The following is a 26,355-nucleotide window of genomic DNA, read 5'->3' as shown; positions in this document are numbered from 1 at the left end:
CGGCCACGCGGTCGGTTCGCGCCTCTCCACGCCCCATCTGCCCTGACGCCGACAACCGCGGTGCGCGACCTCGCCGCGCCGACAGACCGGCCCCGTCGAGGGCGACATCATCCGGCTCGTATCCATCAGTTAAACCGCCGAACCCGCTTGCGTCTGAAGGAGATCAATACCACTTAGCCCCGCCGTTCCGGCGTTGACGCCGTGGAAATTCTACGTCGATCTGCGTCTGCCCATTCGACGCAGACCGTTCCGCACAGTCATTCAAAGGGTCGAACAAGCATCAAAAGCGCGTCGACTACCGGCCGGTCACGAAAGGTGCCGAGAGGTGCTGCCGTCAGCCAGCGACCGCATACCTACCGGCGTCGGCCAACTGTGCGGCCGACAGCACGTCACCCCTGCCATCCTTCAGCACGACCATGTTCATGAGATGGGCCAGTGCCCTGCCCCGCCGCGCCGCACCCGCCTCGGCGGAGGCCGCCGGCGGCGCTTCCGGACCGGACTCCGCAGACTCGCCGAACGGTCCGTCGAAGCCCTGTTCGGCGGCGATGACATCGAGCAGCATCTCGGCCTCGGTTCGTCTGGCGATCGCCGCCCGCAGCACCGCATCGACGTCGTCTTCCGCAATGTCCTCGGCTGCCAGGTAGTCCTCGAGGGCCACCCCGAGAGCACCCAGCGAGTGCGAGATGTGCCGCTTCTGTTCGTCCAGTAGCCGCTGCACGAGGTCGTCCGGTGCCGTGATGCCAGTCCTCGCGGCCGCCAACGCCACCGCCTTGTCGTAGGTTGCCGCCCGGTGCCGGGCGGCGGCCCGCGCCGCCAGCCGCCGCGCCAGCGCCGAGCGCAGCTCGTCGAGGGTCTGAAAGTCACCCATCACGCCGGCGAAGGCGTCGTTCAGCTCCGGCAGGGTCCGGCTGGACACCTGCGTGACCGTGACGGCCAGCTCGGCAGCCTGCCCGCGGTGCCGGCCACCGACAAGCGTCGTCGTGAAGGTGGTGGCCTCACCGGCACTCATGCCGAGCAGCGTGTCGTCCAGCCCTTCGAGCGCATGCCCCGCACCGACCTCGTGCACCACACCACGCCACTCGCCCCGCTCGATGTCGCGCCCACCCACGGTGGCTCGGAGGTCGACGGTCACGAAGTCGCCACTGCGGGCCGCTCGGTCCAGCGGCGTCAGGATCGCCGCGTGCTCGCGAAGATGGGCCAGATACCCCTCGACGGTCCTGTCGTCGGGTATCGCGTCGACGGTGACCTCGAGCCCGGTCAGTTCGGGCAGCGTGACCGCCATCCGAACCTCGGCCGTCACGCTGCCCTGCCCGGACTCGTCCACGTGGATGTCGGGCGGACGGCACAGCGTCAGGCGCCGATCGGCGAGCAGGTCGCTCAGGTGAGTGCGGATCGCTTCGGGCTCGGAGTGTGGCACCATGACCCGGATCGCCCTCGCGGAGAGCCATTCGATGGTGCTCATGGCAGACACGTCCTCTCGTGAGATCTCTGACGCTGTGCCATTCGCACGTCGCCTTGGTGGACGCGTTCCCTCACGTTCCAGCGCGGCGGCACGACCTCGGGCGCTGTCACCCGGCTTGGATCCCGTAGCGGAGGAGGATGAGGCCCGCGGTGACAACGCCGGTGGCGATGAGGTCCGTCAGCGCGATCCGCTGGACGACGGACCTGAGCACCGTCCTCCTCCGACGGCGCGGGACCGTGCGGATCGTCACCGCCGGTCGAGACGGGGCCGTCGAGGGCCGGGCGGCCGTGCGACCGTGCACCTCGGTTCCCTGTACGCAGGGGTGTCCGCACCGTTCTGCCGACAAACCCCGCGGCCGCGGTCAGGTCGGCATCCCACGTGCGAGCAATGCGCTCAGCGGCGAGCGTGCGTAGGCCGGCGTGGATGCCCTCAGCCCCGGCCGCCGACTCGGCGGCGGTCGCCGAGGCGCGCAGCGATGCCGCCGCATGCCGGTCCGGGCACAGTGCGCTGATCTCGCGCAGCAGGCGGGCCCAACCTCGCGCGTCTTCGTCGGCGCGAAGCGCGGTGCCGGCGAAAGCGCGGGCGAGACCGACCTCGAGCAGCATCACCTCACCCGAGGGAGCGATGCTGACCGAATCCAGGTGCAGACCCCCGTGCGACAGGCCGTCGGCGTGCAACGCACTGAGCGTACGGCCCGAGGCGGCGGCGACGGCGATCGCAGCCGGTCCCGGGATTCCACCGGCCGCCGTCGCCAACCGCGCGAGGGTCGGGTGGGGTGGCGTGTCCGTGATCAGCCACATCTGCTGCTCGTCGTACAGGCAGTCGACAACCTTGACCAGTCCCGGGACGCGAGCGGCCATGATCTGACGGACCCGCGCGGTCACGCGGAGGGCGAAGGCCGGATCGGCCGGCGGCACCCCTCTCACCAGCAGACCCTCGTGCAGCGAGCCAGCGGTGCTGGCGAGCGGATACCACGACCCGATGCGGCTCTCGCGCGGCGGTCCCACGAGCGAATAGCGCTGCTCGGTGATCCAGTTCAGTCGAACTGTCGGTGGTTCATGCGTCTGCATCGGTTCTCCTCACAGGAAAAGTCGCCGAGGTGTGCGGCGCTCTTGCGCGCGCACGGGTCGTCGTAGGGGTGTGTGGGGCCTCAGCGGCCCGTCAGCTGAACTTCAGCGGGCTCTGGGACCGTTCTCGCAACCCGTAAGAAGGCGGCGTGGCGATCGATGACAGCTGAGCGACGGCGTCTCTGCCGGGGACATGCCGAACGGCGAGCAACCTCCCCCCGTTCTCGCCGTTCCCGGCAGGAGCGTGAGACGCCGAACTACGGGCATATTCGGTCCTCACGCTCCTGGCGAACTGTCACCTCGGCATGTAGCAGCAGCGCATGCCGGTCCGCACATAGGAACGAAGATGGTCACCGATCACCGGATCCGCGGCGGTTGCCTGCATGACCGCACGCCTGATCGCCTTGCCGACCGAGATGCGCGCGCGTTCGGCGGCGTCGGCGAAGCTGCGGGTACGCCCGCCCAACCCGGTCACGGCCGCCAGCTCCTCGATGAGCCAGCCGCGCTCCGCCCTGGCCCGCTCGGCCCGGACGAGGTCGTTGTGCGCCTCATACTCCGCGATGGCGTCGTCGAGTTGGGACAACCTGGCCTTGTACGCGCGCTTCGCGGCCTCGTCGAGGACAGGTTGCGAAGAGCCGGTCGTCAGGCTGCCGTTGAGCGAATCCGCCGCGGTGCCCGGACCGGCGGCCAGTTCCACCGCGGATATCTCGAACCCGGGGTTGGCGATCAGACTGGCGAGGTAGGTCATGCCCTTGCTGGCGTCCAGCACGGCCACCCGGTCGCCGAAGCGCAGATGCCAGCGCAGCCCGCGGCGCTCGCAGCTGAGCACCGGCGCAGCCGCTCTGCCGGCGTCTGCCGCGGGTCGCTGGGAGATGTGCTCGGTCGATCGGGGCAGCGGCATGGCCAGCTGCTCCGCTTCCTCACGAGCCTGGTTGAGCAGTTCATGAGCCCGGGAGTGCTCGCCCTGTCGCCACAGCGCCTCGGCCAGCCGGGCGCGCGACAGCAGCGCCGCCGGCCAGTGCTGAAGCGCGTGGTTGGCGTGCACGGCCGCCTCGAGGTGAGCGACCGCCTGGTCGCCGTGTCCCGTCGTCAGTGACGCGACGCCGAGCGCGTGTTCCGCCGATCCGAAGCACGCGATCCCCATGCTCGCCATGATCGGTAGATGCCCGAACGGCCGTAGCTGGTCGTAGGCGGCGGCTGCCGTCTTCGCGTCGCCGAGCAGATTCGCCGCCTCGATGACGCCGTACATGGTGGCGAGCCAACTGCTGGTCATCGGTAGCTGGCTCCATGAGGCGCCCGCGAGCCGGGCCAGCGAGCCACGGGCGAGCCGCTCGTCGCCGGCGCTGGCAGCCGCGACGGCGAGCGCCGCCAGGTGTGAATTGTCGACGGTGCTCAGCAGCGGCGAGTTGACCAGTTCGCGCAGAGTGGGGATCAGCTCCGCCAGGTTGCCCCGATACCAGTTGACCGCGATCATGTGGGCTCCGAACCAGCCGATCGAGTCGATGTCGCCCACCGCCTGCCCGGCTTTCGCGCAGGCGTTGGCGTGTTCCTCCGCGGCCGCGAGGTCGCCGGAGCGAATCGTCCGCATGACCTCCATGGCCTGCACGATGAACCCGACCGCCGCATGTGGCTGCTCCTGCAGCATGCCCTGCAGCTCCCGCAGCGACCGTTCGGCGTGGCTGTCGGCAGCGAGCAGCAGGTTCGACGTACGCCACAGCAGGCCGATCAGCAGGTCGCCGCGTCGCCCGGTGCGCAGGCTCGTCTCGATCAGTTCCTCGACGAGCCGCGTGCGAAGGTGGGCCTCATGGGGACCCATCACACAGTGATGAGCAAGGCTCAGCGCTTCCGCCAGCGCCACCGGATCCTGCAACCGTCGCGCATGCTCCACCGCAGCGAACACCCGCTCGTGCGCTCCTTCGCGGTAGTCGGCTTCGGCGGCCAGCCGGGAGCGCAGCCGAACCGCGAGCGGTGACTCGTCGTCCACCAGGTTCAGTGCGCGGCGCAGGCGCAGTTCGGTCAGCGCCGCCGTGGCCGCGCCGCGGTGCTCGTGCACCCAGAGGCCCCCGTAACCCACGGCGGCCAGCGCCTGACTCGGACCGTCCTGCTCGCGTTCGGCCGCGGTGAACGCCCGGTCGAACCATTCCCGGCTGGCCTGGAGGTTGCCGTCGTGGTGCAGGGCACGAGTCCCGTTGATGAGCGTCGAGTGCAGCTCATCAGCGACGGGACGGGATTGTGTCGGGAGATGGGCGGGCGCCGCGGCGAGGGCCAGACGGCTGCGGTCGGCCAGCTGGGACGACGGCAGACGGGCGATCACCGGAGGTCCTCCTGCAAGTGAGGGTGATACATCAACAGTCCGTTCGGATGGTGCGGGCGATCGGCAGACGCGGCGTGAAAGCCCAACTCGGGGCCAATGAGGAGGCTGCGGACAACCGCTTCAGGGCGCAGCCGCGGGGACCCGGCCCGCGCGGGTCACCGGGCCCCGGCGAGGCGGCAACCGTCGCCCGGGCAGATCGACGTCAAACAGCTCTTGCGCTCACGGCTGTTGGCCGCTGGCAGTCATGACGTGTGCGCGCGCCGGGCTGAGGCCGAGGTGATGGTACGTCTGCGGTGGTGCCATGAGGATCTTCTCCAGCGGTGGAGTCGCGGCCGCCCTCACGAAACCCCAGAGGAAGGGATCTTCCCGGGCCGGCCCACGATCATTATTTCAATGCACCCTTGCTCAGCACGCTGAAGTCGCGCTGACGTACCGCTGAGGGGAATTCGACCCTGATGGGCGCTTCATGTCCGGCTGTCCCGAAGTCGGGGCAGCGCGCCATGCGGCTCCGCCCGGGACAGGGGGCGACCTGGAACCGATGAGCTCTGGGCGTTCCGACTCGTTCCGGCCGCAACCTCGGACGCCCCAGCCGCCACCGCCCTACAATCCCGGCAGTTGCCCGTCAGACCGGAGGATCGACATGACTCCCCACGTATCGCCGCAGCCCGATCCGTCCGGTCCGACCGACCTCGACCTCGTACGTCGGATCTACGCCATGCTCGGCTCGGCGGGGGCCGCGGCCGCCGGCGCGACGACAGCCCACCCGGACATCAGCGTGTACCAGTCTGAGCAGTTGCCGTGGGGCGGCCGCTACACCGGCCGCGAGGGCTTCCAGCGCTTCGCGCAGGCTCTGGGCAGCGCGCTCGACAGCCGCGTGGAGATCGAGGAGCTCTACCAGGCGGGCGACCGCGTCGTGCAGAGCGGTCGGGCTCGCGGTGTGGTGCGAGCGACCGGCAAGCCGTTCGAGGCGCGTGAGGTGCACGTCTGGCAGATCCGCGACGGCCTCGTGATCAGCTTGGACATGTACGTCGAGACCGAGCCGATTCTCGAAGCGCTGCGCACCGACTGATCGCCCACCGCCCCGCTCAGCGGAACAGGTTGGAACGCACTCCGAGCCGACACATCGGCAACACTCGGAGGAAAACGTGCCCCTGTCCCGTCGGAATCTGCTCGCCGCTGGCGGCCTGGGGGTGATCGCGGCCGCGCTGGACCCCCTGGGAATCCTGCGCAACAATGGCGCCCCGGCTACCGCCGCGAGCACCCACGAGGTCGTCACGACCCTCACCCGGACCCTCTCGTACCTCGTCACCGAGGATTACCGCCCTATCGCCGAGGGTCCCGGGGAGCCGCACCTCGTCCGCGACGATCTCGCCCTCTACCCGCAGCCCGGCTACAAACGACCGCTCATCGCCTTCGCACAGATGAGCGACATGCACATCATCGACGACAAGTCCCCGTTGCGGGTCGAGTTCCTGGACGCCCCCGACGACGAGCACCAGTGGGGCACCGCCAGCGCGTACCGGCCGCAGGAGATGCTCTCGGCGCACATGAGCGACGCCGCGATCCGCGCGGTGCAGAAGTTCGGCAAGGGTCCTGTGACGAACCTGCCGTTGGCCTTCACGGTCGTCACGGGCGACTCGATCGACAACTCCCAGTACAACGAGCTCCGCTGGTACATCGACCTGATGGACGGCAACCCCGTCCGCCCGAACTCGGGCTCCCCCACCAAGGAGGAGAGCGTCTCCGGCGACCAGTGGCCGCCGCTGCTCGACTACTGGCACCCCACCATGCGGGCGTACGAGGAGGCCCACGGCACGCTCGACCGCTACTACATGGGTCACGCTCCCGGCTACACCCGCGTCTTTCCCAGCCTGCCCACGCTCTTCACCAACGCGCGCCGGGAGTTCCAGGCGCACGGCATCCGCATGCCGTGGTACGCCGCCTACGGCAACCACGACGCGCTGATCCAGGGCAACGCGCCAAAGAGCTTGCCGGAGATGGAGTTCCTCAGCGCCATGGCGGTCGGGAGCGAGAAGCCGGCGACGCCCGTCGCGCCGCTGCCCGACGATCCCAACATCCTGACGTTCATCGGGCTGATGCGGACCGGATTCCACTTCGCGACGGTGACGCCGGATCCCGACCGGCGCCTGCTCGATCGGGCGCAGTTCGTGCAGGCGCACTTCAACACGACCGGCCTGCCGGTCGGACACGGCTTCACGCCGGGCAGCGACCTGACGTACTACGAGGTCCCTGCTCTCGCCGACGACCGGCTGCGATTCCTCTGCCTGGACACCAGCCGCACCCAGTGGCCCGGCCCGCAGGGCGCTATCGACGGCGACCAGTGGCAGTGGCTCGTCTCGAAGCTGGAGTCCTACAGCTCCCGCAATCTGAAGAAGTGGCTCCCCTTTCAGCCCATCGACGGTCCCGGCCAGCGGATCACGGTGGAGACGCGTCCGAACGTGGACGACAAGCTGATCGTCGTCTATTGCCACCACACGCTGGACACCATCTCGAACGACTTCGACTATCCGACCGGCACGCCGTTCATGAACGGCGAGCAGCTCAAGGATCTGCTCCTGTGTTACCCGAACGTCATCCTGATGGTGGACGGGCACACGCACACGAACCGCATCCTCGCCCACGCCCGGCCGGAAGCGGCCCGCCCGGACAGCAGTTGGCGAGGTGGCTTCTGGGAGGTGACCACGGCCTCCCACATCGACTGGCCCATCCAGAGCCGCCTGATCGAGGTCGCCGAACAGGCCGGCACCATCTCGATCTTCACCACGATGATCGACATCGACGCGCCCCTCCAGCACGGTGGTGACCTCAGCAGCCCGGCCGGTCTGGCCTCGCTGGGTCGGGAGCTGGCCGCCAACGACCCGCAGGCCAAGCTGGAAGACGGCAAGCTCGCCCGAGAGGGCACGCCCGCGGACCGCAACACCGAACTGCTGGTGAAGGCACCGTTCCCGATGACTCCCGCCTACGGATCCCCACTGGCGGCCGCGCCCAACACCTCCGGCGTGCTGGAACTGGTCGCGGTCAACCGGCGGGACGAGGTCGTGCGCGCCACCCAGACCCCCGGCGGGTGGTCCCCGTGGGCTCAGTTCGACGGGGCGCTCCGCTCGGTCGCCGCCGTGCAGACAGCCGCGCTCACCACCCAGATCTTCGGCATCAACCGAGGCGGTGAGCTGTTCAGCCGCGCCCAGCGCACGACCGGCGGCTGGAACGGCTGGGTGAAGATCGACAGCGTGCCGCTGACCTCGGTCGCCGCAGGCTGCAACGGCGACGGTCGACTCGAACTCATCGCCACCGACCCCGACGGCCAGATCTGGCAGACCACCCACACGAGTCCCACCGACATCACCTGGAAGCCGTGGGTCCGGTTCGACGGCGAACTGCGTCAGGTCGCCATGACCCGGCTCAAGGACAAGCGGCTGGCACTGTTCGGCGTCAACGCGGCGGGCAAGGTGTGGCACCGCTGGCAGCAGCCGACCGGCGGGTGGTCGAGCTGGATGGATCTGAGCCTGGGCACCCCGGTGGCCTCGGTCGCCGCCGCCACCAACGGCGACGGACGTCTCGAACTGTTCGGCGTCGACCGGACGGGCGCCATCCTCCACCGCTACCACACCAGCGTCACCAACCCGACCTGGACGAGCTGGGAGCCCTTCGGCGGTGTGATCGGCACCATGAGTCACCTGGCCGCGACGACCACGACGGCCGGGCTGATGGAGGTGTACGCGACGGAACGCACCCGGGTGGAGGGCACCAGCCAACTCGGGACGCTGTGGCGGCGTTACCAGACCAGCTCGGGGTGGTCCGCCTGGACCCGGATGGCCGAGCCGGCGGGACAGTCGGTCACGGTGCCGAACATCGTCGGGAAGATGCTCATCGACGGAAAGAACGCCCTGCTGAGCGCGGGCCTGCTGTTGGGCGCGCAGGCGCCGTCGTCGGTGCCGGACCGGTACGACAGCGGTCGGGTGCTGTCCCAGAACCCGAGGGCCGGCGAGCAGGTCCCGGGCGGCACGTCGGTCAGCGTCGTCTACGGCGAGTACTCGGGCGGAAGCCGCTAGACCTCACGCAAGTCCTACCGCGGGCCGCTCCCCTCCGGGGAAGCGGCCCGCGGTGCGTGAAACCGAGATGAGGGCGGTGGGGTCCTCTCGGCCCCACCGCCCTCGGATCCTCAGCTGCTACAGGCCGCTGCCGGAGTTGTAGAACCTCACCTCGACATCGTCCTCACTCACGATGTCGTTATCGAGCACCAGCACGGCGACGTCCGATTCGGCTCCGCTGTCCCACTCGTAGCGGCCCAGCGTCAGACCTTCGATTTCGTCGTCGTCGGACGGGTCGAAGTCGACCACGCGTCGTCCGCCGTACGCGCCGTTGGCCAGGTCGTAGGCGCTGATGTCGAAGGTCGCGTTCGACGTCAGGTACAGATGGCCGCCGGCGGAGATGTGGCCGCCCTGCACCTCCTTGATCTCCCGAGACAGCGGGATCGACCGCAGCCAGCGGTATCCGTTGGCCGGGTCGTACACGTTGACCCGGTCGACGGACTTGATGGGCTGGTCGCTGCGCCCGAACGCCGAGCTGTAGAGCAGACCGTCCCGTGGATTGATCGCGACCCAGGGAATCGAGGTGCCCTGCGGCCGGTAGCCGTCCGCGCCGAGCGGTCCGATGAACTCCGTGCGCATCGTCTCCGGATCGACCACCCACACGTTTGCCGGTTCCACGGCCACCACGATCCGACGTCGCACGGGATCCCAGACCGGCGGACCAAGGTGGTTACCGCTGTTGGCGGGCAGCGCCAGGTAGCCGAGAACCCGATCGTCGCCCTGGGGGAAGCCCGGCCCGAACTTGTAGAGCCGGCGGTGATCGGAGTCGTTGCTGCCGACGTACCAGTTCACACCGTCCGTGGTCAGGCCCTGCGCCTCCTCGGTCCAGTCCTCGTTGCTGAAGTTCACCGTCGTCGTCGCGCGCCAGTTCGACGGGTTCGACATCGGCGGCGACGGCGGCAGGTCGCCCTCCAGGTCAGCCCACGCCGACCAACCGCCGGCATCGCTCTGCCATCGGTGCCGGACGTCGCCCTGGGCGTTGACCCCGATCAGCTCGATGCGACCGTCGTCGCGGCGATCGGCAGCCACCGACTGCAGGCTTCCGTCGAGCGCCGCCCACGCCGACCAGTTGTTCGCCCCGGCGGTCGTCTGCCTGCGCTGCCACAGCTCGTCGCGGCTGTTGGTGCCGATCAGCACCAGCGAGCCGGCGCGGTCGCGCGCGACCGCCAGCGACGCCAGCGTGCCGTCGAGTGAGGCCCAGGCCGACCAGCCGGCGGCCTGCTGCCAGCGGTGCCAGATCTGGCCCTCGGCGTTCAGCCCGAACAGCTCCAGGCGGCCGTCCGCGTTGGCCTCCACCGCCACGGACCGCAGCCCACCGTCCAACCGGGCCCAGGGCGACCACGTCGTCGACCCGGCCGCGGTCTGCCACCGGTGCCACACCTGGTCGTTGGTGTCGGTGCCGAACAACTCCAGGCGGCCGTCGGCGTTGCGCCCCAGGGCCAGCGAGCGGTACGTGCCGTCGAGCCCGGACCACCCCGACCAGCCGTTGCCCGCCTGCCGCCGGTGCCAGACCCTGCCCTCGGCGTTGACACCGAACAGCTCGACGCTGCCGTCCTGGTTCGCCTCCGCCGCCATCGAACGCAGTGTGCCGTCCAGCGACGACCACGCGGTCCACGTCTGCGCGTCCGAGGCGGACTGCGTGCGCACGCTGAGGCGGTCGGTGCCGTCCCTCCCGAACAACGTCAGCCGGCCGCTCGCGTCCCGGGCCACGGCCAGCGTGCCGTGCCCGAGAACCCGGTCGGTAGCGGCGTGCGTGGCAGCCGGCACCATGGTCACCGCAGCCGCCAGGACGATTACCGCGCCCAGGACCAGCGACCCGAGGCGACACGACCCTCGGATGGACTTCCTCACTTCGTCTCCCTTTCTAGAAACGCATGGAGAGCTGGCCCGGAGCCACCCCCGGCGGTCCCGGCGCGGCTCCGGGCCAGCCCGGAAGGCGGTCAGCCCGCGGTGGGGTACACGGTTCCGTTCGCCGTCACGTCGCAACGGCCGTCACCGTTGCGGTCACCGAATGCCGTCACCTTGTCGGCCGTGATGGTGGACTGGCGCAGGTGGTGCCAGCCGAGAGTCGCGGACTGGTACCACCAGTTCGCGCCGGACGCCAGGAAGGTGTCGTTGGTGCCGTCGCCGTCGAAGTCGCAGACATTGGACCTGGTGCCGGTCGTCGCGCTGAACCCGAAGGTGTTGGCCGAAGCGTGCAGTCCGGTTTCGTTCTGCACCATCGCCGCGTCGTCGAGCGCGTTGCCGAACTCCTGCCGGTGGGTGAAGACGTTGTTCGACACGTACATGCCGATGCTCGGCGTACCGCGCAGCTTGATGCCGGTGCCCGCGCTGTAGAGGATCGTGTTGTACCTGATGTCCATGAACTCACCGGCGAGTCCGCAGTTGTAGCTACTCAGGCCGCACGAGTCCCGGGCGTGCATGTCGATCATGTGGGTGTGGTAGACGTCGGTGTTCCAGCCGCCGTTGGGCAGGACCAGGTTGTTGTACATGCGGTAGCCGCTGCCCTCGCGGCCGTCGCCGGCCACCGCGTGCCGGTTCCAGTCGAACACGTTGCGTTCGATGAGGGCGAAGCCGCCGTTGCGCACCGCGACGCCGTACCCGCCCCCGTGACCGCCACCGAAAATGTCGCCGGTCTGGTGCTGGTTGTGGTGCATGTAGTTGTCCACCACACGGACCATGCTGGCGGGGTCGTCGTCCTTGCCGAGCCGCCCCTGCCCGTCGTCGACCAGGACGGTCGAGCCGCGCCAGCCGTACAGCTCACTGTGGTCGATCTGCACGTTGCGGCTGGAGAAGATCCGGATGGCGTCGCTGTCCTCCTCCTCGGTCTCCGCGGGCTCCTCGCCCTGCCCGCCGTCGAGGCGGATGCCGCTGATGCGGACGTTGTCGGAGGTCACCTGGGCCGGGTCGTGCCCCAGTTGGAACAGCACCCGAGGGAAGGACGTGGTGAACAGGCGGGGACCTCGCGGATGCACCGAGGTGTCACCGAGGATCTGCACGCCGGCCGCGATACGGATGAACTCGCGGCCGCTGAGGTCCAGGTTCACGTCGCCGACGATCTTGATGATCGCGTGGGGAACGGTCACCGCGTTCGCGAACAGCTCGGCCTGGGTGTTGTGGGTGATCCAGTACAGCGGGGCGAGGTCACCCGCGAGCGTGGTGAAGTCCGACCAACCGTCCTGCTGCTGCACGCGCACCAGGCTCTCGCCGGCGCCGTTCATGACGACGTGCGCGATCCGCCCGTTCGCGTCCGCCTCCGCCGCCATGGTGCGCGCCTGGCCGGGCACCGAGTCCCAGCCCGTCCATCCGACGCCGCCTCTGTCGATCTGCCGGCGGTGCCACATCTGCTCGGCCGCGTTGGCCCCGAACAGCTCCAGACGGCCGTCCGCCGCCTTGGCCACGGCCAGCGACTTCAGTGCGCCGTCGAGCTGGGTCCACGCCGACCAGCCGGCCGGGCGGGTCTGCGCCCGGTGGAAGATCTCACCTGCGTCGTTCAGCGCGAACAGCTCGACCCGGCCGTCCTCGTTGGTCTCCGCCGCGACGCTGCGCATCAGGCCGCCGTCGAACAGCGCCCACGGGCCGAAGGTGTGCGACCCGGCGGTCGTCTCGGCCCGATGCCAGACCTGGCCCAGGGTGTTGGTGCCGAAGAGCTCCATCCGGTTGTCCTGGTTGCGGGCGACGGCCAGGGACGTCAGGTTGCCCTCGATCGAGGTCCAGGACGACCAACCGCCCTCGGGGAGCTGCCATCGGTGCCAGATCAGGCCCTGGTCGTTGATGCCGAACAACTCGACGTGGTTGGCGCCGTTGCTCTGGGCAGCGACCGAGCGCAGTGACCCGTCGAGCTGGCTCCAGCCGCTCCAGGCCGAACCAGGCCCGGACTGCCAGCGGTGCCACACCCGGTCGGCGCCGTCCGTGGCGAACAACTCCATGGCGCCCAACGCGTTCCTGGTCAGCGCCGGCGTACCGAGGTCGAAGCTGATCGGCTCGGCGAGGGCCGGCGAGGCGGGCGCGGCGATCACCGACACGGCGGTCGCCACCACCAGCACCGCAGCCGCGGCCAAGCCCGTACACCGTCTTGCTGAACGTGCCGAGCCACGGACCCTTGCCCGCAGACTTGTCATCGTTGCCTCCTTGAGCCCGGCGGGCGTCCACGCGCCGCCGGCTGTTGTGCCTGTCTCAGGGACGGCGTGACGAGGCCCTCGGAACAGTGTTCCGAGGGCCTCGTCACGGTTGTCCTCGCTCACCCAGCCGACGTTCCATCGCGTTCCTTGGCGGCGGGTGCCAGACGGGCGTCGGGCGTCGCCCGTCGAGGAAGGTCAGGCGGCCGGGCCCGACCTAAGGTCTGATCTTGAGACCGTTGTCCAGCGCGGTCCAGCCACTCCAACCGGAGGCGGTCTGGTGGTTACCGGACACCTTGCCCGCAGCGTCCACCGCGAACAGCTCCACCCGGCCGTCGGCGTCGGACCCGGCCGCGACGCCGTAGTAGGTCCCGTTCAGCTGGCTCCAGGACGACCAGCCGTTGCCATCGGCGCGCTGCGCCCTCGTCCACAGCATCCCCTGCGCATTGGTGCCGAAGATCTCCAACCGCTGCTGCGCGTTGCGAGCCACCGCGACGGTCTTCAGTGTGCCGTCGAGCCGGTCCCAGTTCGACCAGCCGCTGGGAAGCATCTGCCAGCGGTGCCAGACTTCGCCCGCCGCGTTGAGCGCGAAGACCTCCACGCGTCCGTCGCCGTTCGCCTCGGCGGCCACGAAGCGAGCGGTCATCCCCAGGGTCGACCAGTTGGACCAGTCGCTGGTCGTGTTCTTGGTGTTCTGCCAGCGGTGGCTGACCTGGCTGTCCTGGTTCGTGGCGAACAGCTCGAGGCGACCCGCGCCGTTGCGCGCCACGGCGACGGACGTGAACGGACCACCCAGCGACGCCCAGGCCGACCATCCGCTCGTGGTCTGCCAGCGGTGCCAGAGGGTGCCCTCCTTGTTCACGCCGAACAGTTCGAGCCGCCCGTCGTCGTTCTTCTCCACGGCCATGGACCTGAGCTGCCCGTCGAGCTGAGACCAGGCGTTCCAGGTCGCCGATCCGGGCTGCTGCTGCGCGCGGCAGTGCACCGAATCGTGGATCGAGGCGCCGCACAGCCGGACGAGGCCGTCGCCGCCGGCCGCCGCCGCGATCGAGGATCCGTTGGCCGGGCCGGGGCCCCGCAGCGAGGCCAACGCCGCACGCGAGGTCGGGTAGCTGCTCACCTCGATGGCGCGGTCCCGTGCCTTGCTGTAGTCGAACGCCGGAAGCGGATCGCCGCGTCGCAACTGCGCGATGACGAAGTCGTCGCCGTCGTGGTTGAAGGCGGTGCAGCGCAGTCGCACCTCCACCGGCTGCGGATTCGGGTCGACGGGCCGGTCACCCCACAGCGGCGTCGCCCCGCACGTCGGTTCCAGCCTCTCCATGTTGCGCTGGTTCGCCGCGATGAGTTCGTCCTTGAGCAGGTTGGTGCTGAAGCCGGCGTTCGCCTGGGCGAAGAGGGCGATCGGTCCGACCGTGTTCACCGCGAACCCCATGACATCGACAGCGGCCCGGTTGTCCACGACGTTGATGTACGCCCTGGCCTTGGCCACACAGTCGGTCGCCTGGACAGCGAACGCCTGGGCGTTGTCGGGGCTGAGCGCCTCGATGTCGGCGAACGTGATCAGCGCGTTGCGGGTGCAGGTCTCCACGTCTGCCGCCGCGATCTCACCGATCTCGTCGAGCACCTCGGCCACCTGCTCGCCGACCTGGGCGATCGATGCCTGCAGCTCGTTGACCGCCTGCTCGAGCGTCATCTCGTTGCCCAACAGGGTCTTGTAGACGTCGTACGCGGTCTTCGCGTAGCCGGCGTACTTGCCGTACTCCTCAAGCTTGTCGAGGGTGTCCGCCCGGGCGGGCGTCGCCATCGTGAGCGCCATCATCGTGGCGACCACCGCCGTGGTGACGCGACGTGCGCCTCTTCGCACTTCCGACGATTTCACGTGTACCTTTCTATGGCTTCTGCATGGGTGATGCCGGTGACTGACGTTCGTCACGCGGTGTTCGGTCGTGGACGACGCGTTCCATGGCGTTCCTCTTCTGCCGGGACCTCGGCTGGCAGCTGGGCCAGTTTCCGCACGCAAGCGACGTAGGTCGCCTGCGACGACTGCACCTGGGGTCGCAGGATCGACACGGCCCAGGTGAGCAGGGGACGCACGCCGGCGAGGTCGCCCATCGCCTCACGACAGAAGGCAAGGTTGTAGAGGGTGGGAGCGAGGTCAGGATGATCTTCACCCAGGCAGGTCACCTTGATGCTCAGCGACTCCTGCAGAGCGTTGCTCGCCGCTGCGGCGTCGCCCTCGCGGAACATCAGGGACCCCAGGTTGTGCAGCGTGACGGCAACCTCGTGATGCGCGGGACCGTACTCGCGGCGGTGGTGGTCGAGGCAGCTTTCGAGCAGCCGTCTCGCCTCGTTCCACGAGCCGCGATCGATGAGGATCGCCGCCAGTGCCGCGTCGTCCGCGGCCAACGCCCGCCTGTCGACCTGCGTCTGGCCGGTCCGGACGGCGATGCCCAGCCGCGCCAGCCGCTCGGCGCGTCCCAGGTCCCCTCTGGCGTGCGCCACTCCGGCCTGATTGTGCAGCACCGCAGCGAGGTCACCCGCCCTCGTCGGCGTCCTGGACACGAGTGCGAGCGACCGGTCGTAGAGGTGCTCCGCCTCGTCTAGACGACCGGAATACTTGAAGAGCATGCCCAGCTCGTTGAGCAACACCACAAGCATGTCGCGGTCACCGGAACCGGCCTCGAGTGCGTCGATCGCGGCGGACGCCGTCAAGGCCGCCGAGGCGTAGTCGCCCTCGGCCGCCTGGCGACGGACGGCGCGGAGCGCGTTGTCTGCCTTCTGATCCACGGCTGTCTCCTCGGCAGGGCGCGTATGACGACGTGCCGGCGGACCAGGTCCACCGGCACGTCGACGTGCACGGTGCTTGGGCCGCTAGGCCTGTCCGGGTGGCCCGGCCGGGTGCGGGCCGATATAAAGCCCACCGGCGGCGGTCGGCGCGGCTTCGGTGGTGTCGCCGGCGGATACGGCTACCGCGCCGATCGCCAGGGCCAGGGCGGCGACGCCGGTCAGCACCGCCAGGTACATCCTCGTCATGACTTCACCTCTCCTCTGCTGTCGGAATCGGTTACAGCAGGACCTGGTTGTGGTTCTGGCCGCACGCCCAATCCGGGCACGAGTCTCGGAGGGCCTGCGTCCCCGCCTCGACGGGAGAGGTGTCACCCACATAGGCCGCGACTGCGCTCGCTCCGAGCAGCGCCGCGAGAATCAGGAGGCGGGGGAACCGCCTCACCCTGTCTTCGGCGGAGTGCGGTGGCGTCTTCACTAACGGCTCCTTCCAGGCACGTTGCGTCTCTCGGGTATCCCGTGCCGGTCCGTTCCAGCTGGTTCCCCACCAGCGTCCGGTCCGCCGGTGCGCGGATGCGCGACTGCGCCACGGCCTGGCCTCGGTCATCCCGAGCGGCGATCGCCGAGCTGCGTCACAGCAGCGCGCAGCAGAGCGGACGCCCCGTGGGTCAGCGGCTCCCCGTGCCCGAAGCAGGCGATCTCGACGTCCAGGTCGGCCTGCCGCTTCATGGACTCGGCCGCCTGCTCCGGATCGACGTTGAACACCCCGAGGATCACCGTCCCGTCGGGTAGTCGCGCGATCGTGTCGCCGGTGAACAGGACCCTTGACCGGGGCAGATGGAAGGAGACGCTGCCCGCGGTGTGCCCGGGCACCGCCACCGCGACGGCCGGCTCCCCACCGAGATCGATGACGTCACCGTCGTGAAGCCGGTGGTCAACCACCACCGGGGCGGCGGGTTGCGGGGGCTTCCCGCCGTGGACCTCGTCCCAGAGGCGCTGTTCCCAGTCGGTCAGCAGCGGCGGCCGGACCTGCTCATGACCCTCGAGCACCGGGGTGTCCGCCTGGTGTGCGTAGACCGTCACGTCCGTCCACGTCGTGATCTCCGCCGCCGAGCCGGCGTGGTCGACGTGATGATGCGTCAGTAGCAGGCGCCGCACGTCGGCCGGTCGGTGACCGAGGCTCTCGATCCCCGCCGCGATGGCGAGTGCCGATCCCGGAACCCCGGAGTCGATCAGCGTCAGCCCGTCCGCACCACGCCACAGGTACGCGTGGCCCACGGGAAAGCGAAACAGGTGGAGATTCGGTAGCAGTTGCATGACGTCCACAACCGGCGACGATATCTGTGACGGACCCTTGCCGACAAATGCGAATATCCCTTCTCGGCTCGCAGCGAACGAAAGCATCGATCGGCGATAGTCGAACCCGCCGGACGGAACAGCGTGGAACGGGATGGAACGCGGCCAGGACAGGGCTCGTGTCGATCATTGCGATCGGGATGATGCATCGGTTCTCGTTGTGGGCGGGTGCCCGACGACAATCCGTGGACTGCGGTCGTCCCCGCGACACGCGAAATTGCCCAGCTCTCTTCTTGCCATTAGCGGAATCGCATGTACCATCTGGTACATGAATTACGGAGAGACGATCATCACCACGGCGAAGACCGCGGCCGCCTGGGCGGCGGTGGCGGACGTGACGGGCTGGCCCGAGTGGACGGCCTCCATGGCGGAGGTGGCACCGCTCGACCGGCCGACACTGGGCCTGGGCAGCCGGTTCCGCATCCGCCAACCCGGCTTCCCCACGACCGTGTGGCGGGTCTACGACCTGCAACCGGGTGAGTCGTTCGCCTGGGAGACGCACGCGCCGGGGGTGCACACCTTCGCCTATCACCGGGTGGAGGCCCAGCCCGACGGAACGACCCGGATCAGCATCGGCATCGAGCAGAGCGGGGCCCTCGCCTGGCTGGTCGCGCTGCTGACCGCGTCGCGGACGCGACGGTACCTGCGGATGGAGGCGGCCGCACTGAAGGCGGCCGCGGAGTCAGGGACCATCCCGTCGCCCGCCCCGACCGACGAGGCCGCCGGGGACACCATGAACGAAGGGGTGCGCCGCGCCGGTGGCTGGTGATGCCCGGGAGTCGCTGCTCGACCGCTGCGTCAATCTTCTGAAGGAGGGCGGGTTCAGCCAGCTCAGCCTCCGCGAGATCGCTTCCGGCGCGGGCACGAGCCATCGCATGCTGCTCTATCATTTCGGCAGCCGGGAGGGCCTGCTCACCGAGGTCGTCCGGCGGGTCGAGGCGGAGCAGCGCGCCGCGCTGGCGGCCCTCGCCGCGGAGCTTGACGACCCGGTCGAGGTGAGTCGCCGTTTTTGGCGGCGCCTGGCCGACCCGGCCCTGGCGCCGGCGGAGCGGCTGTTCTTCGAGATCTATGCGCACGCCCTGTTCGAGAAGTCCTGGACCGACTCATTCCGCGCCTCGGTCGTCGCCGCCTGGGCGGGCCCCGTCGAGGAGTTGTTCACCCACTTCGGTTGGGCCGGCCCGGAGGCCAGGCGGCGGGCCCGGTTGAGTCTCGCCGCGACACGTGGCCTGTTGTTGGATCTGCTGATCACCGGCGACCGAGACGTCCTGGACGCCGCCGCCGAACTGTTCGCCGAGCTCATCACGGCACAGCCACCGACCGGGGCGTGAGCCCGCGGGTTCCGGTGAGCGTCCGCTCACGCCCGTGCCGGTTACGGCGCCGCGAATCGCAGCACTCCGACCGGTGCTTCATCCCCATCTCGTTGCCGATGGATGGGCATCCGCCGGGGCGGACGCCCATCCACCGCAGTTGCCTGACCATCCGGGCGATCGGGGGCAGCCAGAGCACTAGCCGAACGACGATCCGGCCAGGCAGTTGACCCGGAGCCGCACGGCACAGACGGCCGTGGTCAGCCCTCCCACTCCTCGAATTGTCCCCAGCCCCAGTCGACGCCGTACTGCATCTGACCGACCAGGTAGGCACCCCTCGTCAGGTTGAAGATCCGCTGACCACACTCGTGGGGCACGATCCGCCACTCATACACAGGCGTGGCCGACCACACCAGATTGATGCCCCACTCGCGCACGCCGTACTTCAGGTAACCTCCCCCCGGCAGGTAGATCGCAGCATTCGTCTCCGGGGTGACCCAGCCGTCATCAGGCAGGCCCTGACCGAGCACGGTTACCCGCGACTGTGGCCACTCGGTCGGGATGATGTTGATTCCCTTGGGCTGGCTGCCGTACTTGTAGGCGTTGTCGCCGGGCCCCTCGCTTATTCTCATGGGCCCGTAGCCCCCACTCCAGGTGGGAAGGCCGTGCCAGTACTTGCCATCTGCCGCTTCGCAATAACCGGGGCCGTAACTGCCGGCCGCCTTCGCAGGCACGGCGGGCAGTGCGGCAGTCACAGCAACCACCGCCACGGCACCCAACCGCTTCAGCGCCATCATCACGCTTTGCTCCTATAGTTCCGTCAACACCCGACGAGATGCCGGTGGACAAACGCGCCGCTCCTAGTACCGGACGGGCCCGGGGCCCCACCGCAGCATCGGCCCCTCGCCGGTGTCCGGACCCATCGCCAGATACGCATCAATAGACGCATCAGGCGTGCCGATGTTGTGAACCAGTTGATCGCCGGACGATCCGGCCGGCTCGATCAGCCACTCGTACACGGGGGTGCTGGACCAGGCCAGCCCGATGCCCCACTCCCGGGCGCCGTGCTTCAGATATCCGCCGCCGGGAAAGTACAGTGCGACCCTGGTCGTCGGCGTGATCGGCGCATCACGGGCAAGCCCCTCACCGTACACATAGATCTGCGACCTCGGCCAGTCGGTCCACCCGATGTTGATCCCATATCTACGGGTCTCATAGTGCAGAGAGTCGTCGTTCTTGTATGCCTGTCGGGCAAGGTTTCTCATCGGCCCGTAGCCCTGGCTCCAGGTGGGAAGGCCGCGCCAGTGGTAGTCCAGGTCCGAGGCCGTCCAGGCCGGCCCGACCACTGGCGCTCCGGCTGCCGTGGCTGCCGGCTGCGTCACCGCGAGCAGGGCCACTGCAACAGCCGCGGCCAAGCCCAGTCGCATTCTTCTCATAAGATCCTTTCAAGGTTTCGTCACCCTGCCCCGAGGACGTTCCAGGCCGTTCCGTGACGCGCCCGGTGGTCCTCATCGACACCGCTGCGCCGATGACGGCCGACCGGGCTCGAGAATCGCCGCTCTCGACCCATCACTCGAGGTCGTCCTGGGTTTCCTCCCCCGCTGCCAAGTGCCTCGGTGGGAGGCATGCGGGCTGCCCGAACCGCTGGGTAGATGCCGGCGACCGCACCGATGGTGATCGTCGAGCCGATGCCCGCGACGATCGCCCACACGGGTGTGACGGGAGGCCACTGCTGGAGGGAGACGTAGGTGATGGTGATGGCGGCTTCGAGCAGGACGCCGGCGATGCCACCGAGGGTGGACAGCAGCAGAGACTCCGTCAGGAACTGGAGGCGGATCTGGCCGCGGGTGGCACCCAGCGCGCGGCGTAGGCCGATCTCGGTTCGTCGTTCGAGCACAGAGATGATCGTGATGTTCGCGATGCCGACGCCGCCGACGAGCAGTGCCACCGCACCGAGGCCGAGCAGGAGCCCGTTGAAGGCTCGTTCGGTGGCACGTTTCGCGGTGAGGGCATCGGACGGTCGGGAGACGACGACCTCGTACGGTGCGGCCGGGTTGGCGGTCACGGCGAGCACATCGCGGACCGCGGTGACCTGGTGCTCAGCGGCGCGCAGGTAGACGATGCTCGGGCCGGTGTCGGCCGCGAGATAGTCGGCGGCTGCGCGGGCACCGATGAGGGCGGCGCTGTCGAGTTCGGGCACCAGCGGCACTGGTCGCAGGATGCCGACGACGGCGAAACGCTCGTCAGCGATCTGGACCAGGACGCCCGGCCCGGCAGTGGTGATGCCCAGCCGTCGGGCGGCTTCGGCGCCGAGGACGACTGCGGGGTGCTCAGCAGTGGCGGGGCTGAGCCAGGCGCCGTGGGGGCAAGCCGGATCGAGGAAGCGAGTTCCCGCAGTCGCCGAGCCGACCACCAGGCTGGCGCTGCGGCGTGGCCAGCGGGTGCGTGCAACCGGTGTACCGGAGCCAGCCGCGCCGGTCGAACGGGCCGAGCAGCGCAGTCTCGGGGTTACAGATGCTGCCAGTCACGCCACCGATGATGGCCTCCGTGGTGGCACTCGCCTGCTGGCGAAGCGATGGTATTCGAGACCTGCAGTATTCCCGCTGCCGGCATCTCGATGAGGAGAGGTGCCGTTAACGATGGTTTGCGGCGTATTCGGTGTCGGTGACGGGTTCGAGCCAGTGGACGACGTCGTGCTGGTCATCGGCTTCGTTGATGGCGAGGTGGACCATGAGCCGGTCGGGTGCGGCGCCGTGCCAGTGTTCCTCGTCGGCTTCGAATAGGACGCGGTCGCCGGGGCGGATGACCTCGACAGGGCCGCCGCGGCGCTGGCACAGGCCGACGCCCTCGGTGACGAAGACGGTCTGGCTGAGCGGGTGGCGGTGCCAGTGGGTGCGGGCGCCGGGCATGAAGTGGACCAGGTTCGCGGTGACCCGCGACGGCGCCGGTGCGCCGGCGACCGCATCGATGTACACGTCGCCGGTGAACCAGTCGCCGGGTCCCTTGGCGGTGACGATGGATGTGCGGGTGATCTGCATCAGGTTCCTTCCGAATCGCGGACTGCGGCGGTGGCAGTGGTGGCGGTGGCCGCCCAGGAGGCGAGCAGGCGCATCCGTTCCGCGGACGGCGACCCGGGTTCGGCCGTGTACACGAGCAGCACCAGGCCGGGTTCGGCGGTGATCGCGAGTTCCTCGTAGGCGAGGGTGAGTTCGCCGACGACGGGGTGGCGGAACCGTTTGGTGCCGGCGCCGTGGGTGCGCACGTTGTGGTCGGCCCAGAGCCGGCGGAAGTCCTCGCTGCGGGTGGAGAGTTCGCCGACGAGGTCCTGCAGCGCGCGGTCGTGCGGGTCGCGGCCGGCCTCGGCGCGCATGACGCCGACACACATCTCGGCGAAGCGGTCCCAGTCGGGGTAGAAGTCGCGCGAGGCCGGGTCGAGGAACTGGAACCGGGCCAGGTTCGGTGGGCGTCCCCCGTCGCCGATCACCGGTGCGTAGAACGCGCGGCCGAGCGCATTGGTCGCGAGCAGGTTCTGCTGCGGATCGCGCACGAAAGCGACTCCGTCGGTGATGGCCTCCATCGCCCATCGCAGGCTGAGGCGCTCGGCGGCCTTGGTGGCCGCGCGGCGGCGGGGCCGCCCCGAGGTCGGGATGCCGTCGGCGGCGCGGGCCAGGTCGAACAGGTGGGCCCGTTCGGTCTCGTCGAGCTGCAACGCCCGGGCCAGGGCCTCCAGCACGCCGGACGACGCACCGGCGATCTGGCCGCGCTCGAGGCGGGCGTAGTACTCGACGCTGAGCCCGGCGAGGGCGGCGACCTCGCTGCGTCGCAGGCCGGGGACGCGTCGGCTGCGGGTCGGCGGCAGGCCGACCTGTTCGGGCGTCAGCCGGGCCCGGCGCGTGGTCAGGAAGTCGCGCACCTCCGAACGGTTGTCCATGCGTCGAGCGTAGGCCGCGCGACACCGGGTAGGGGTGCCCTGTCAGTACACCTATCACCAGGGACTTCTCCCCGCTCGGGCGGGCACGTTGACTGGGTCCGTGGCCCTGCAGGGCCGTCGGAATCGAAGCGAACGGAGCGCACCAGGATGCGTCAGGTTGTCATGCACAAGCCCGGGGACGTGCGGGTCGAACAGCGCCCGGACCCGACGATCATCGAGCCGACCGACGCGATCATCCGGCTGGCCGCGACCTGCATCTGCGGCAGCGACCTGTGGCCGTACCGCGGCGCCGAACCGGTCGACCACCAGGTGATGGGTCACGAGTACGTCGGCGTCGTCGAGGCGGTCGGGTCCGAGGTGCGCACCGTGAAGGTCGGTGACTTCGTCGTCGGCTCGTTCTGGGCGTCCGACAACACCTGTGAGATCTGCCAGGCCGGATACCAGGCGTACTGCGTGCACCGCGTCCTGATGGGCACCATCGGCACCCAGGCGGAGCTGGCCCGCATCCCGCTAGCCGACGGCACCCTCGTCGCCACTCCCGGCCGGCCCGACCCGGAGCTGATCCCGTCGCTGATGGCGGCCTCCGACGTCCTCGGCACCGGCTGGTTCGCCGCGGTCGCCGCCGAGGCCGGACCAGGTAAGACCGTCGCGATCGTCGGGGACGGCGCGGTCGGCCTGCTCGGCGTCCTGGCCGCCCGGCAGCTCGGCGCGGAGCGCATCATCGCGTTCAGCCGCCACCCCGACCGGCAGGCCCTCGCGCGCGAGTTCGGCGCCACCGACATCGTCACCGAACGCGGTGACGCCGGCGTGAAGCGGATCAAGGAGCTGACCGGTGGCCTGGGCGCGCACAGCGTCATCGAGGCCGTCGGTACCCAGGAGGCCATGATGCAGGCCATCGGCTCCACCCGCCCCGGCGGCCACGTCGGGTTCGTCGGGGTGTCCCACGACATCGCCATCCCCGGCGACGAGCTGTTCATGTCCGGCGTGCACATCCACGGCGGCCCCGCCCCGGTCCGGCGGTTCCTGCCCGAACTGATCCAGCTGATCTGGGACCGCACCATCGACCCGGGCAAGGTCTTCGACCTCACCCTGCCGCTCGACCGGGCCGCCGAGGGCTACCAGGCGATGGATCAGCGCACCGCCACCAAGGTCCTGCTCACGCTGTGACCCGGTGGCGAACCCGACACCGGGAGATGCCATGCCAGCCACACGCACGGCCGTGGGCGTAGCGCTGTCGGCGCTGCTCGGCCTGAGCCTCTCCGGCTGCGGCGTCAACGTCAACGGTCAGTCCGGCGATATCGGCGGCGCAACGTCCGCGACGTCGCCCGGCAACGCCGGCCGGGCCACGGCACCACCGAGCGGCACCACCGCGCCCCGGGGAGAGCAGATGAAGATCCAGATCACCATCAACGACCAGCGCTTCCAGGCCACAATCTTCGAAAGCGCCGCCGGCCGTGACCTGCTTGCCCAACTGCCGCTGACCGTCAACATGATCGACCACGGCGCGGTGGAGAAGACCGGCCCACTGCCCGCACCCCTGTCGCTAGGCGGCCAGCCGGACGGCGCGGACCCCGACGTCGGCGATGTCGGCTACTACGCCCCCGGCAACGACCTCGTCCTTTACTACGGCGACCAGTCGTACTTCCCCGGCATCGTGATCATCGGCCGCCTCGACGGAGACGCCGCCAGCCGCATCGCCGACCTCGACGGCGCCGTCACCGTGACCGTCAAGCCCTTCGCCGCCTGAAGAACACCGAGCGCGCCACCGGGAGACACCATGAACCCCACCTACGACTTCACCGGCCAGGTAGCCCTGGTCACCGGCGCCAGCTCCGGCATGGGGCTCGCCACCGCGCAGGCGTTCGCCCACGCGGGAGCCGCGGTCGTCCTGGCCGACATCAACGACGCGGCCCTGCAGACCGCCACCGCCCAACTGCGGGCGGGCGGGCACGAGGCCCTCGGCATCCGGTGCGACGTATCCGACGAGGCGCAGGTCGCCGCCCTCATCGACCAGACCGTCGCGGCCTACGGCCGGCTCGACATGGCCTTCAACAACGCCGGCATCCAAGCCCCACCCTCCGACGCCGCCGACGAGCCCGCTGACACCTTCGACCGCGTCAACGCCGTCAACCTGCGCGGCGTCTGGGCCTGCATGAAGCACGAGCTGCGGCAGATGCGTGAGCAGGGCAGCGGCGCCATCGTCAACTGCTCCTCCCTCGGCGGCCTCGTCGGCCTGCCCGGACGCGCCGCCTATCACGCGTCCAAACACGGCGTACTAGGGCTCACCAGCAGCGCAGCCCTGGAATACGCGCCCCGCGGAGTCCGGATCAACGCCATCTGCCCCGGCACCTTCGAGACCCCCATGGTCACCGCCATGATCGCCAACGGTGAACTCGACACCGCCGAAGCGCTGGCCAACCAACCCATCGGCCGGCTCGGCCGAGCCGACGAGATCGCCTCCACCGTGCTCTGGCTGTGCAGCCCCGGCGCCAGCTTCGTCGTCGGCGTCGCCCTTCCGGTGGACGGCGGATACACCGCGCAGTAGGGCGGGCGGGCTTACCCGCCATGTGCAGGGCGACCAGGTGAGCCTCCTGCTTGACGCTGAGCTGGGTGCCCTGCCCGGCAACGGGTTGCGGGCTCCGTCCCAACAAAGAACGATCGATTTCCCGGGTGAGGTCAAGGCTGGACTGCCAGGTAGTCATCCCAGCTGTTGCCGGCGAACTGTGCCCATCGGTGGGCCGTGCCGGGGTGGATGCCGAACAGGTCCGCGATGACGATGGGTGGCAGTCCGCGAGGGTCTGCATCATGGCGGTGTTGCGGGCCGCGCGGACGGGAAGGTCGAAGCGCCGCATCGAGTCGGCCAGCCCGGCAGGGTTGCGCGGCCGGCCGGGGCTTCGACCGGGTAGGAGGTATCGGGTCGCGCTGTCCGGTCGGTGGTGGGGTGGGGCCGCGGTGCGGATGTGGGCTTCGATGAGCTGGGCCAGCGACGGTGGCAGAACAACCGGTTGGCGATTGATCGTCAGGTAGGCGTTGTCGTCGTGGCGGTAAAACTGGCCGGCGGTGAGCTCGACGATCCGGGTGAGCGGGAGCGCGTAGAGCCGGGTCAGGGCGCCCGCGATGCGGATCTGAAGTGGCAGTGACTTGTCGGTGAGGCACCGGCGCAGCTCGTCCTGGTGAACATCGTCGACCTGGAAGTGGCTGGGGCGCCGGTTGGGCGGGTGCGCGATGGTGAGCGCGGACGTCAGCTTCCGTGCGGCCGTCCAGCGGGTGAAGGGGATGGTTTGGGCCCGCAGCGTCGGGTTGCCGGCCGCCCAGGCGTCGAGGTGTTGTTGTCGCAGGGTGGCCAGCGTCAGCTGCTCCTCGTCCAGCCACGCCAGGAGTTGGCCAGCGGCGCGGATGTTGCCGGCGTCTCCTTTGTATGCGGCGAAGGTGTAGCGGCCGCGGGCGGACCGTCGTCGGGCGTCGCGCAGCACGTGCCACTCGGCGAGCGCCCGGATCAGGGCGCCGTGATGCTGGGGCAGCTTGGCGAGCATGCGGGTGAGCCAGTTGGTCAGCAGGGCGAGGTTCTCGTCGCGGTCCGGCAGGATGCCCGCAGTCACCAGCAGGCCGCGAACGTAGGCGGTCGCCGGCCCTGGAGTAAGGGCGTCGAGGGCCTCGTGGGTGAGCCGGTCCGGCTGTTGAGCGAGCCGGCTGAGCAGCCTGGCCGTCGGGCTGCGCCGCAGCCAATCGAGCACCCAGTAGTGGTTGTCGGCGCTGGCGAGCACCGCGCCCAGGGACGCGAGCGCGGTCGGGACCGGTCCGTTGCCGGCCGAGAGCAGGTCGGCCACGCGAGCCTCGAGGACAGCATCGGGGGCAGCTGCCGTCCGGCCGCAGGTCACCGGGCTCGCCGCAGGTCACGCAGTCGCGC

General features: G+C 69.6%; 21 protein-coding genes. 7 read left to right on the top strand and 14 right to left on the bottom strand.

The genetic code is table 11. The features are described from left to right. Positions 1 to 334 precede the first annotated feature (334 nt). The 3 genes from ACZ6O5_RS27660 to ACZ6O5_RS27650 form a co-directional block, all read right to left on the bottom strand. Complete coding sequence (locus ACZ6O5_RS27660; protein WP_465980709.1) at positions 335 to 1,462, bottom strand: FKBP-type peptidyl-prolyl cis-trans isomerase; 1,128 nt, start codon at positions 1,460 to 1,462, stop codon at positions 335 to 337. Beyond that, positions 1,459 to 2,532 carry a hypothetical protein gene (locus tag ACZ6O5_RS27655; protein WP_465980707.1) on the bottom strand — a complete coding sequence of 358 codons (1,074 nt, stop codon included), beginning with the start codon at positions 2,530 to 2,532 and terminating at the stop codon, positions 1,459 to 1,461. Before ACZ6O5_RS27655 ends, ACZ6O5_RS27660 begins: the two co-directional genes overlap by 4 nt. 292 nt (positions 2,533 to 2,824) lie before the next feature. Further along, on the bottom strand, positions 2,825 to 4,843 hold the full coding sequence (locus tag ACZ6O5_RS27650; RefSeq protein WP_465980705.1) for an ATP-binding protein: 2,019 nt from the start codon (positions 4,841 to 4,843) through the stop codon (positions 2,825 to 2,827). Positions 4,844 to 5,483: 640 nt separating this feature from the next. On the opposite strand from ACZ6O5_RS27650, the gene ACZ6O5_RS27645 reads away from it, so the two are divergent. After that, positions 5,484 to 5,912, top strand: a complete 429-nt coding sequence (locus ACZ6O5_RS27645; RefSeq protein WP_357305627.1) for a nuclear transport factor 2 family protein — start codon at positions 5,484 to 5,486, stop codon at positions 5,910 to 5,912. Between the two features lie 76 nt (positions 5,913 to 5,988). After that, complete coding sequence (locus tag ACZ6O5_RS27640) at positions 5,989 to 8,913, top strand: TIGR03767 family metallophosphoesterase (RefSeq protein WP_465980703.1); 2,925 nt, start codon at positions 5,989 to 5,991, stop codon at positions 8,911 to 8,913. 117 nt (positions 8,914 to 9,030) lie between these two features. Here the strand turns inward: ACZ6O5_RS27640 and ACZ6O5_RS27635 are convergent, their stop codons facing one another. The 6 genes from ACZ6O5_RS27635 to ACZ6O5_RS27610 all read right to left on the bottom strand — a co-directional run bounded on the left by ACZ6O5_RS27635 (position 9,031) and on the right by ACZ6O5_RS27610 (position 17,171). Further along, positions 9,031 to 10,803: a PLL family lectin gene (locus ACZ6O5_RS27635; RefSeq protein ID WP_465980701.1), complete on the bottom strand. Its 1,773-nt coding sequence runs from the start codon at positions 10,801 to 10,803 to the stop codon at positions 9,031 to 9,033. Positions 10,804 to 10,892: 89 nt separating this feature from the next. Next, entirely contained in the window at positions 10,893 to 13,013 is a 2,121-nt protein-coding gene (locus ACZ6O5_RS27630) for a DUF8189 domain-containing protein (RefSeq protein WP_465980699.1), read from the bottom strand. A 274-nt stretch (positions 13,014 to 13,287) separates the two neighbouring features. Beyond that, positions 13,288 to 14,934, bottom strand: a complete 1,647-nt coding sequence (locus ACZ6O5_RS27625; RefSeq protein WP_465980697.1) for a PLL family lectin — start codon at positions 14,932 to 14,934, stop codon at positions 13,288 to 13,290. Between the two features lie 65 nt (positions 14,935 to 14,999). Beyond that, complete coding sequence (locus ACZ6O5_RS27620) at positions 15,000 to 15,857, bottom strand: tetratricopeptide repeat protein (RefSeq protein ID WP_465980695.1); 858 nt, start codon at positions 15,855 to 15,857, stop codon at positions 15,000 to 15,002. A gap of 84 nt (positions 15,858 to 15,941) precedes the next feature. After that, on the bottom strand, positions 15,942 to 16,103 hold the full coding sequence (locus ACZ6O5_RS27615) for a hypothetical protein (RefSeq protein WP_465980693.1): 162 nt from the start codon (positions 16,101 to 16,103) through the stop codon (positions 15,942 to 15,944). 354 nt (positions 16,104 to 16,457) lie between these two features. Further along, positions 16,458 to 17,171: an MBL fold metallo-hydrolase gene (locus ACZ6O5_RS27610; RefSeq protein WP_465980894.1), complete on the bottom strand. Its 714-nt coding sequence runs from the start codon at positions 17,169 to 17,171 to the stop codon at positions 16,458 to 16,460. 307 nt (positions 17,172 to 17,478) lie between these two features. On the opposite strand from ACZ6O5_RS27610, the gene ACZ6O5_RS27605 reads away from it, so the two are divergent. Then, positions 17,479 to 17,979 carry an SRPBCC family protein gene (locus ACZ6O5_RS27605; RefSeq protein ID WP_465980691.1) on the top strand — a complete coding sequence of 167 codons (501 nt, stop codon included), beginning with the start codon at positions 17,479 to 17,481 and terminating at the stop codon, positions 17,977 to 17,979. After that, positions 17,969 to 18,538 carry a TetR/AcrR family transcriptional regulator gene (locus ACZ6O5_RS27600; protein WP_465980689.1) on the top strand — a complete coding sequence of 190 codons (570 nt, stop codon included), beginning with the start codon at positions 17,969 to 17,971 and terminating at the stop codon, positions 18,536 to 18,538. Before ACZ6O5_RS27605 ends, ACZ6O5_RS27600 begins: the two co-directional genes overlap by 11 nt. 239 nt (positions 18,539 to 18,777) lie before the next feature. On the opposite strand, the gene ACZ6O5_RS27595 is transcribed toward ACZ6O5_RS27600, so the two are convergent. From ACZ6O5_RS27595 to ACZ6O5_RS27575, 5 genes are all read right to left on the bottom strand, one after another. Continuing rightward, entirely contained in the window at positions 18,778 to 19,317 is a 540-nt protein-coding gene (locus ACZ6O5_RS27595) for a hypothetical protein (protein ID WP_465980687.1), read from the bottom strand. 60 nt (positions 19,318 to 19,377) lie between these two features. After that, positions 19,378 to 19,944 (bottom strand): hypothetical protein, encoded by a 567-nt coding sequence (locus ACZ6O5_RS27590; protein ID WP_465980685.1) that lies wholly within the window; start codon positions 19,942 to 19,944, stop codon positions 19,378 to 19,380. A gap of 29 nt (positions 19,945 to 19,973) precedes the next feature. Beyond that, entirely contained in the window at positions 19,974 to 20,930 is a 957-nt protein-coding gene (locus ACZ6O5_RS27585) for an ABC transporter permease (RefSeq protein ID WP_465980683.1), read from the bottom strand. A 220-nt stretch (positions 20,931 to 21,150) separates the two neighbouring features. Then, positions 21,151 to 21,555, bottom strand: a complete 405-nt coding sequence (locus ACZ6O5_RS27580; protein ID WP_465980681.1) for a (R)-mandelonitrile lyase — start codon at positions 21,553 to 21,555, stop codon at positions 21,151 to 21,153. Further along, on the bottom strand, positions 21,555 to 22,448 hold the full coding sequence (locus tag ACZ6O5_RS27575; RefSeq protein WP_465980679.1) for a helix-turn-helix transcriptional regulator: 894 nt from the start codon (positions 22,446 to 22,448) through the stop codon (positions 21,555 to 21,557). The genes ACZ6O5_RS27580 and ACZ6O5_RS27575 overlap by 1 nt, the downstream gene beginning before the upstream one ends. Before the next feature lie 147 nt (positions 22,449 to 22,595). Between ACZ6O5_RS27575 and ACZ6O5_RS27570 the strand changes: the two genes are divergently transcribed. From ACZ6O5_RS27570 to ACZ6O5_RS27560, 3 genes are read left to right on the top strand one after another with little or no spacing between them, the layout of a single operon-like run. Further along, positions 22,596 to 23,615 carry a zinc-dependent alcohol dehydrogenase family protein gene (locus tag ACZ6O5_RS27570; RefSeq protein WP_465980677.1) on the top strand — a complete coding sequence of 340 codons (1,020 nt, stop codon included), beginning with the start codon at positions 22,596 to 22,598 and terminating at the stop codon, positions 23,613 to 23,615. Positions 23,616 to 23,619: 4 nt separating this feature from the next. Continuing rightward, positions 23,620 to 24,195, top strand: a complete 576-nt coding sequence (locus ACZ6O5_RS27565; RefSeq protein ID WP_465980675.1) for a cyclophilin-like fold protein — start codon at positions 23,620 to 23,622, stop codon at positions 24,193 to 24,195. A gap of 30 nt (positions 24,196 to 24,225) precedes the next feature. Then, on the top strand, positions 24,226 to 24,993 hold the full coding sequence (locus tag ACZ6O5_RS27560; RefSeq protein WP_465980673.1) for a glucose 1-dehydrogenase: 768 nt from the start codon (positions 24,226 to 24,228) through the stop codon (positions 24,991 to 24,993). Positions 24,994 to 26,355 lie beyond the last annotated feature (1,362 nt).

This window comes from Micromonospora sp. NPDC049201 (assembly GCF_055586805.1).
The sequence above is the reverse complement of the archived record's forward strand: the minus strand, read 5'-3'. Positions and strand labels throughout refer to the sequence as shown.

Coding starts and splice junctions, on each gene's coding strand:
- ACZ6O5_RS27580 (WP_465980681.1), bottom strand. CDS start 21,555: ATGCAGATCACCCGCACATCCATCGTCACCGCCAAGGGACCCGGCGAC.
- ACZ6O5_RS27575 (WP_465980679.1), bottom strand. CDS start 22,448: ATGGACAACCGTTCGGAGGTGCGCGACTTCCTGACCACGCGCCGGGCC.
- ACZ6O5_RS27615 (WP_465980693.1), bottom strand. CDS start 16,103: ATGACGAGGATGTACCTGGCGGTGCTGACCGGCGTCGCCGCCCTGGCC.
- ACZ6O5_RS27645 (WP_357305627.1), top strand. CDS start 5,484: ATGACTCCCCACGTATCGCCGCAGCCCGATCCGTCCGGTCCGACCGAC.
- ACZ6O5_RS27605 (WP_465980691.1), top strand. CDS start 17,479: ATGAATTACGGAGAGACGATCATCACCACGGCGAAGACCGCGGCCGCC.
- ACZ6O5_RS27655 (WP_465980707.1), bottom strand. CDS start 2,532: ATGCAGACGCATGAACCACCGACAGTTCGACTGAACTGGATCACCGAG.
- ACZ6O5_RS27660 (WP_465980709.1), bottom strand. CDS start 1,462: ATGAGCACCATCGAATGGCTCTCCGCGAGGGCGATCCGGGTCATGGTG.
- ACZ6O5_RS27610 (WP_465980894.1), bottom strand. CDS start 17,171: ATGCAACTGCTACCGAATCTCCACCTGTTTCGCTTTCCCGTGGGCCAC.
- ACZ6O5_RS27570 (WP_465980677.1), top strand. CDS start 22,596: ATGCGTCAGGTTGTCATGCACAAGCCCGGGGACGTGCGGGTCGAACAG.
- ACZ6O5_RS27590 (WP_465980685.1), bottom strand. CDS start 19,944: ATGCGACTGGGCTTGGCCGCGGCTGTTGCAGTGGCCCTGCTCGCGGTG.
- ACZ6O5_RS27560 (WP_465980673.1), top strand. CDS start 24,226: ATGAACCCCACCTACGACTTCACCGGCCAGGTAGCCCTGGTCACCGGC.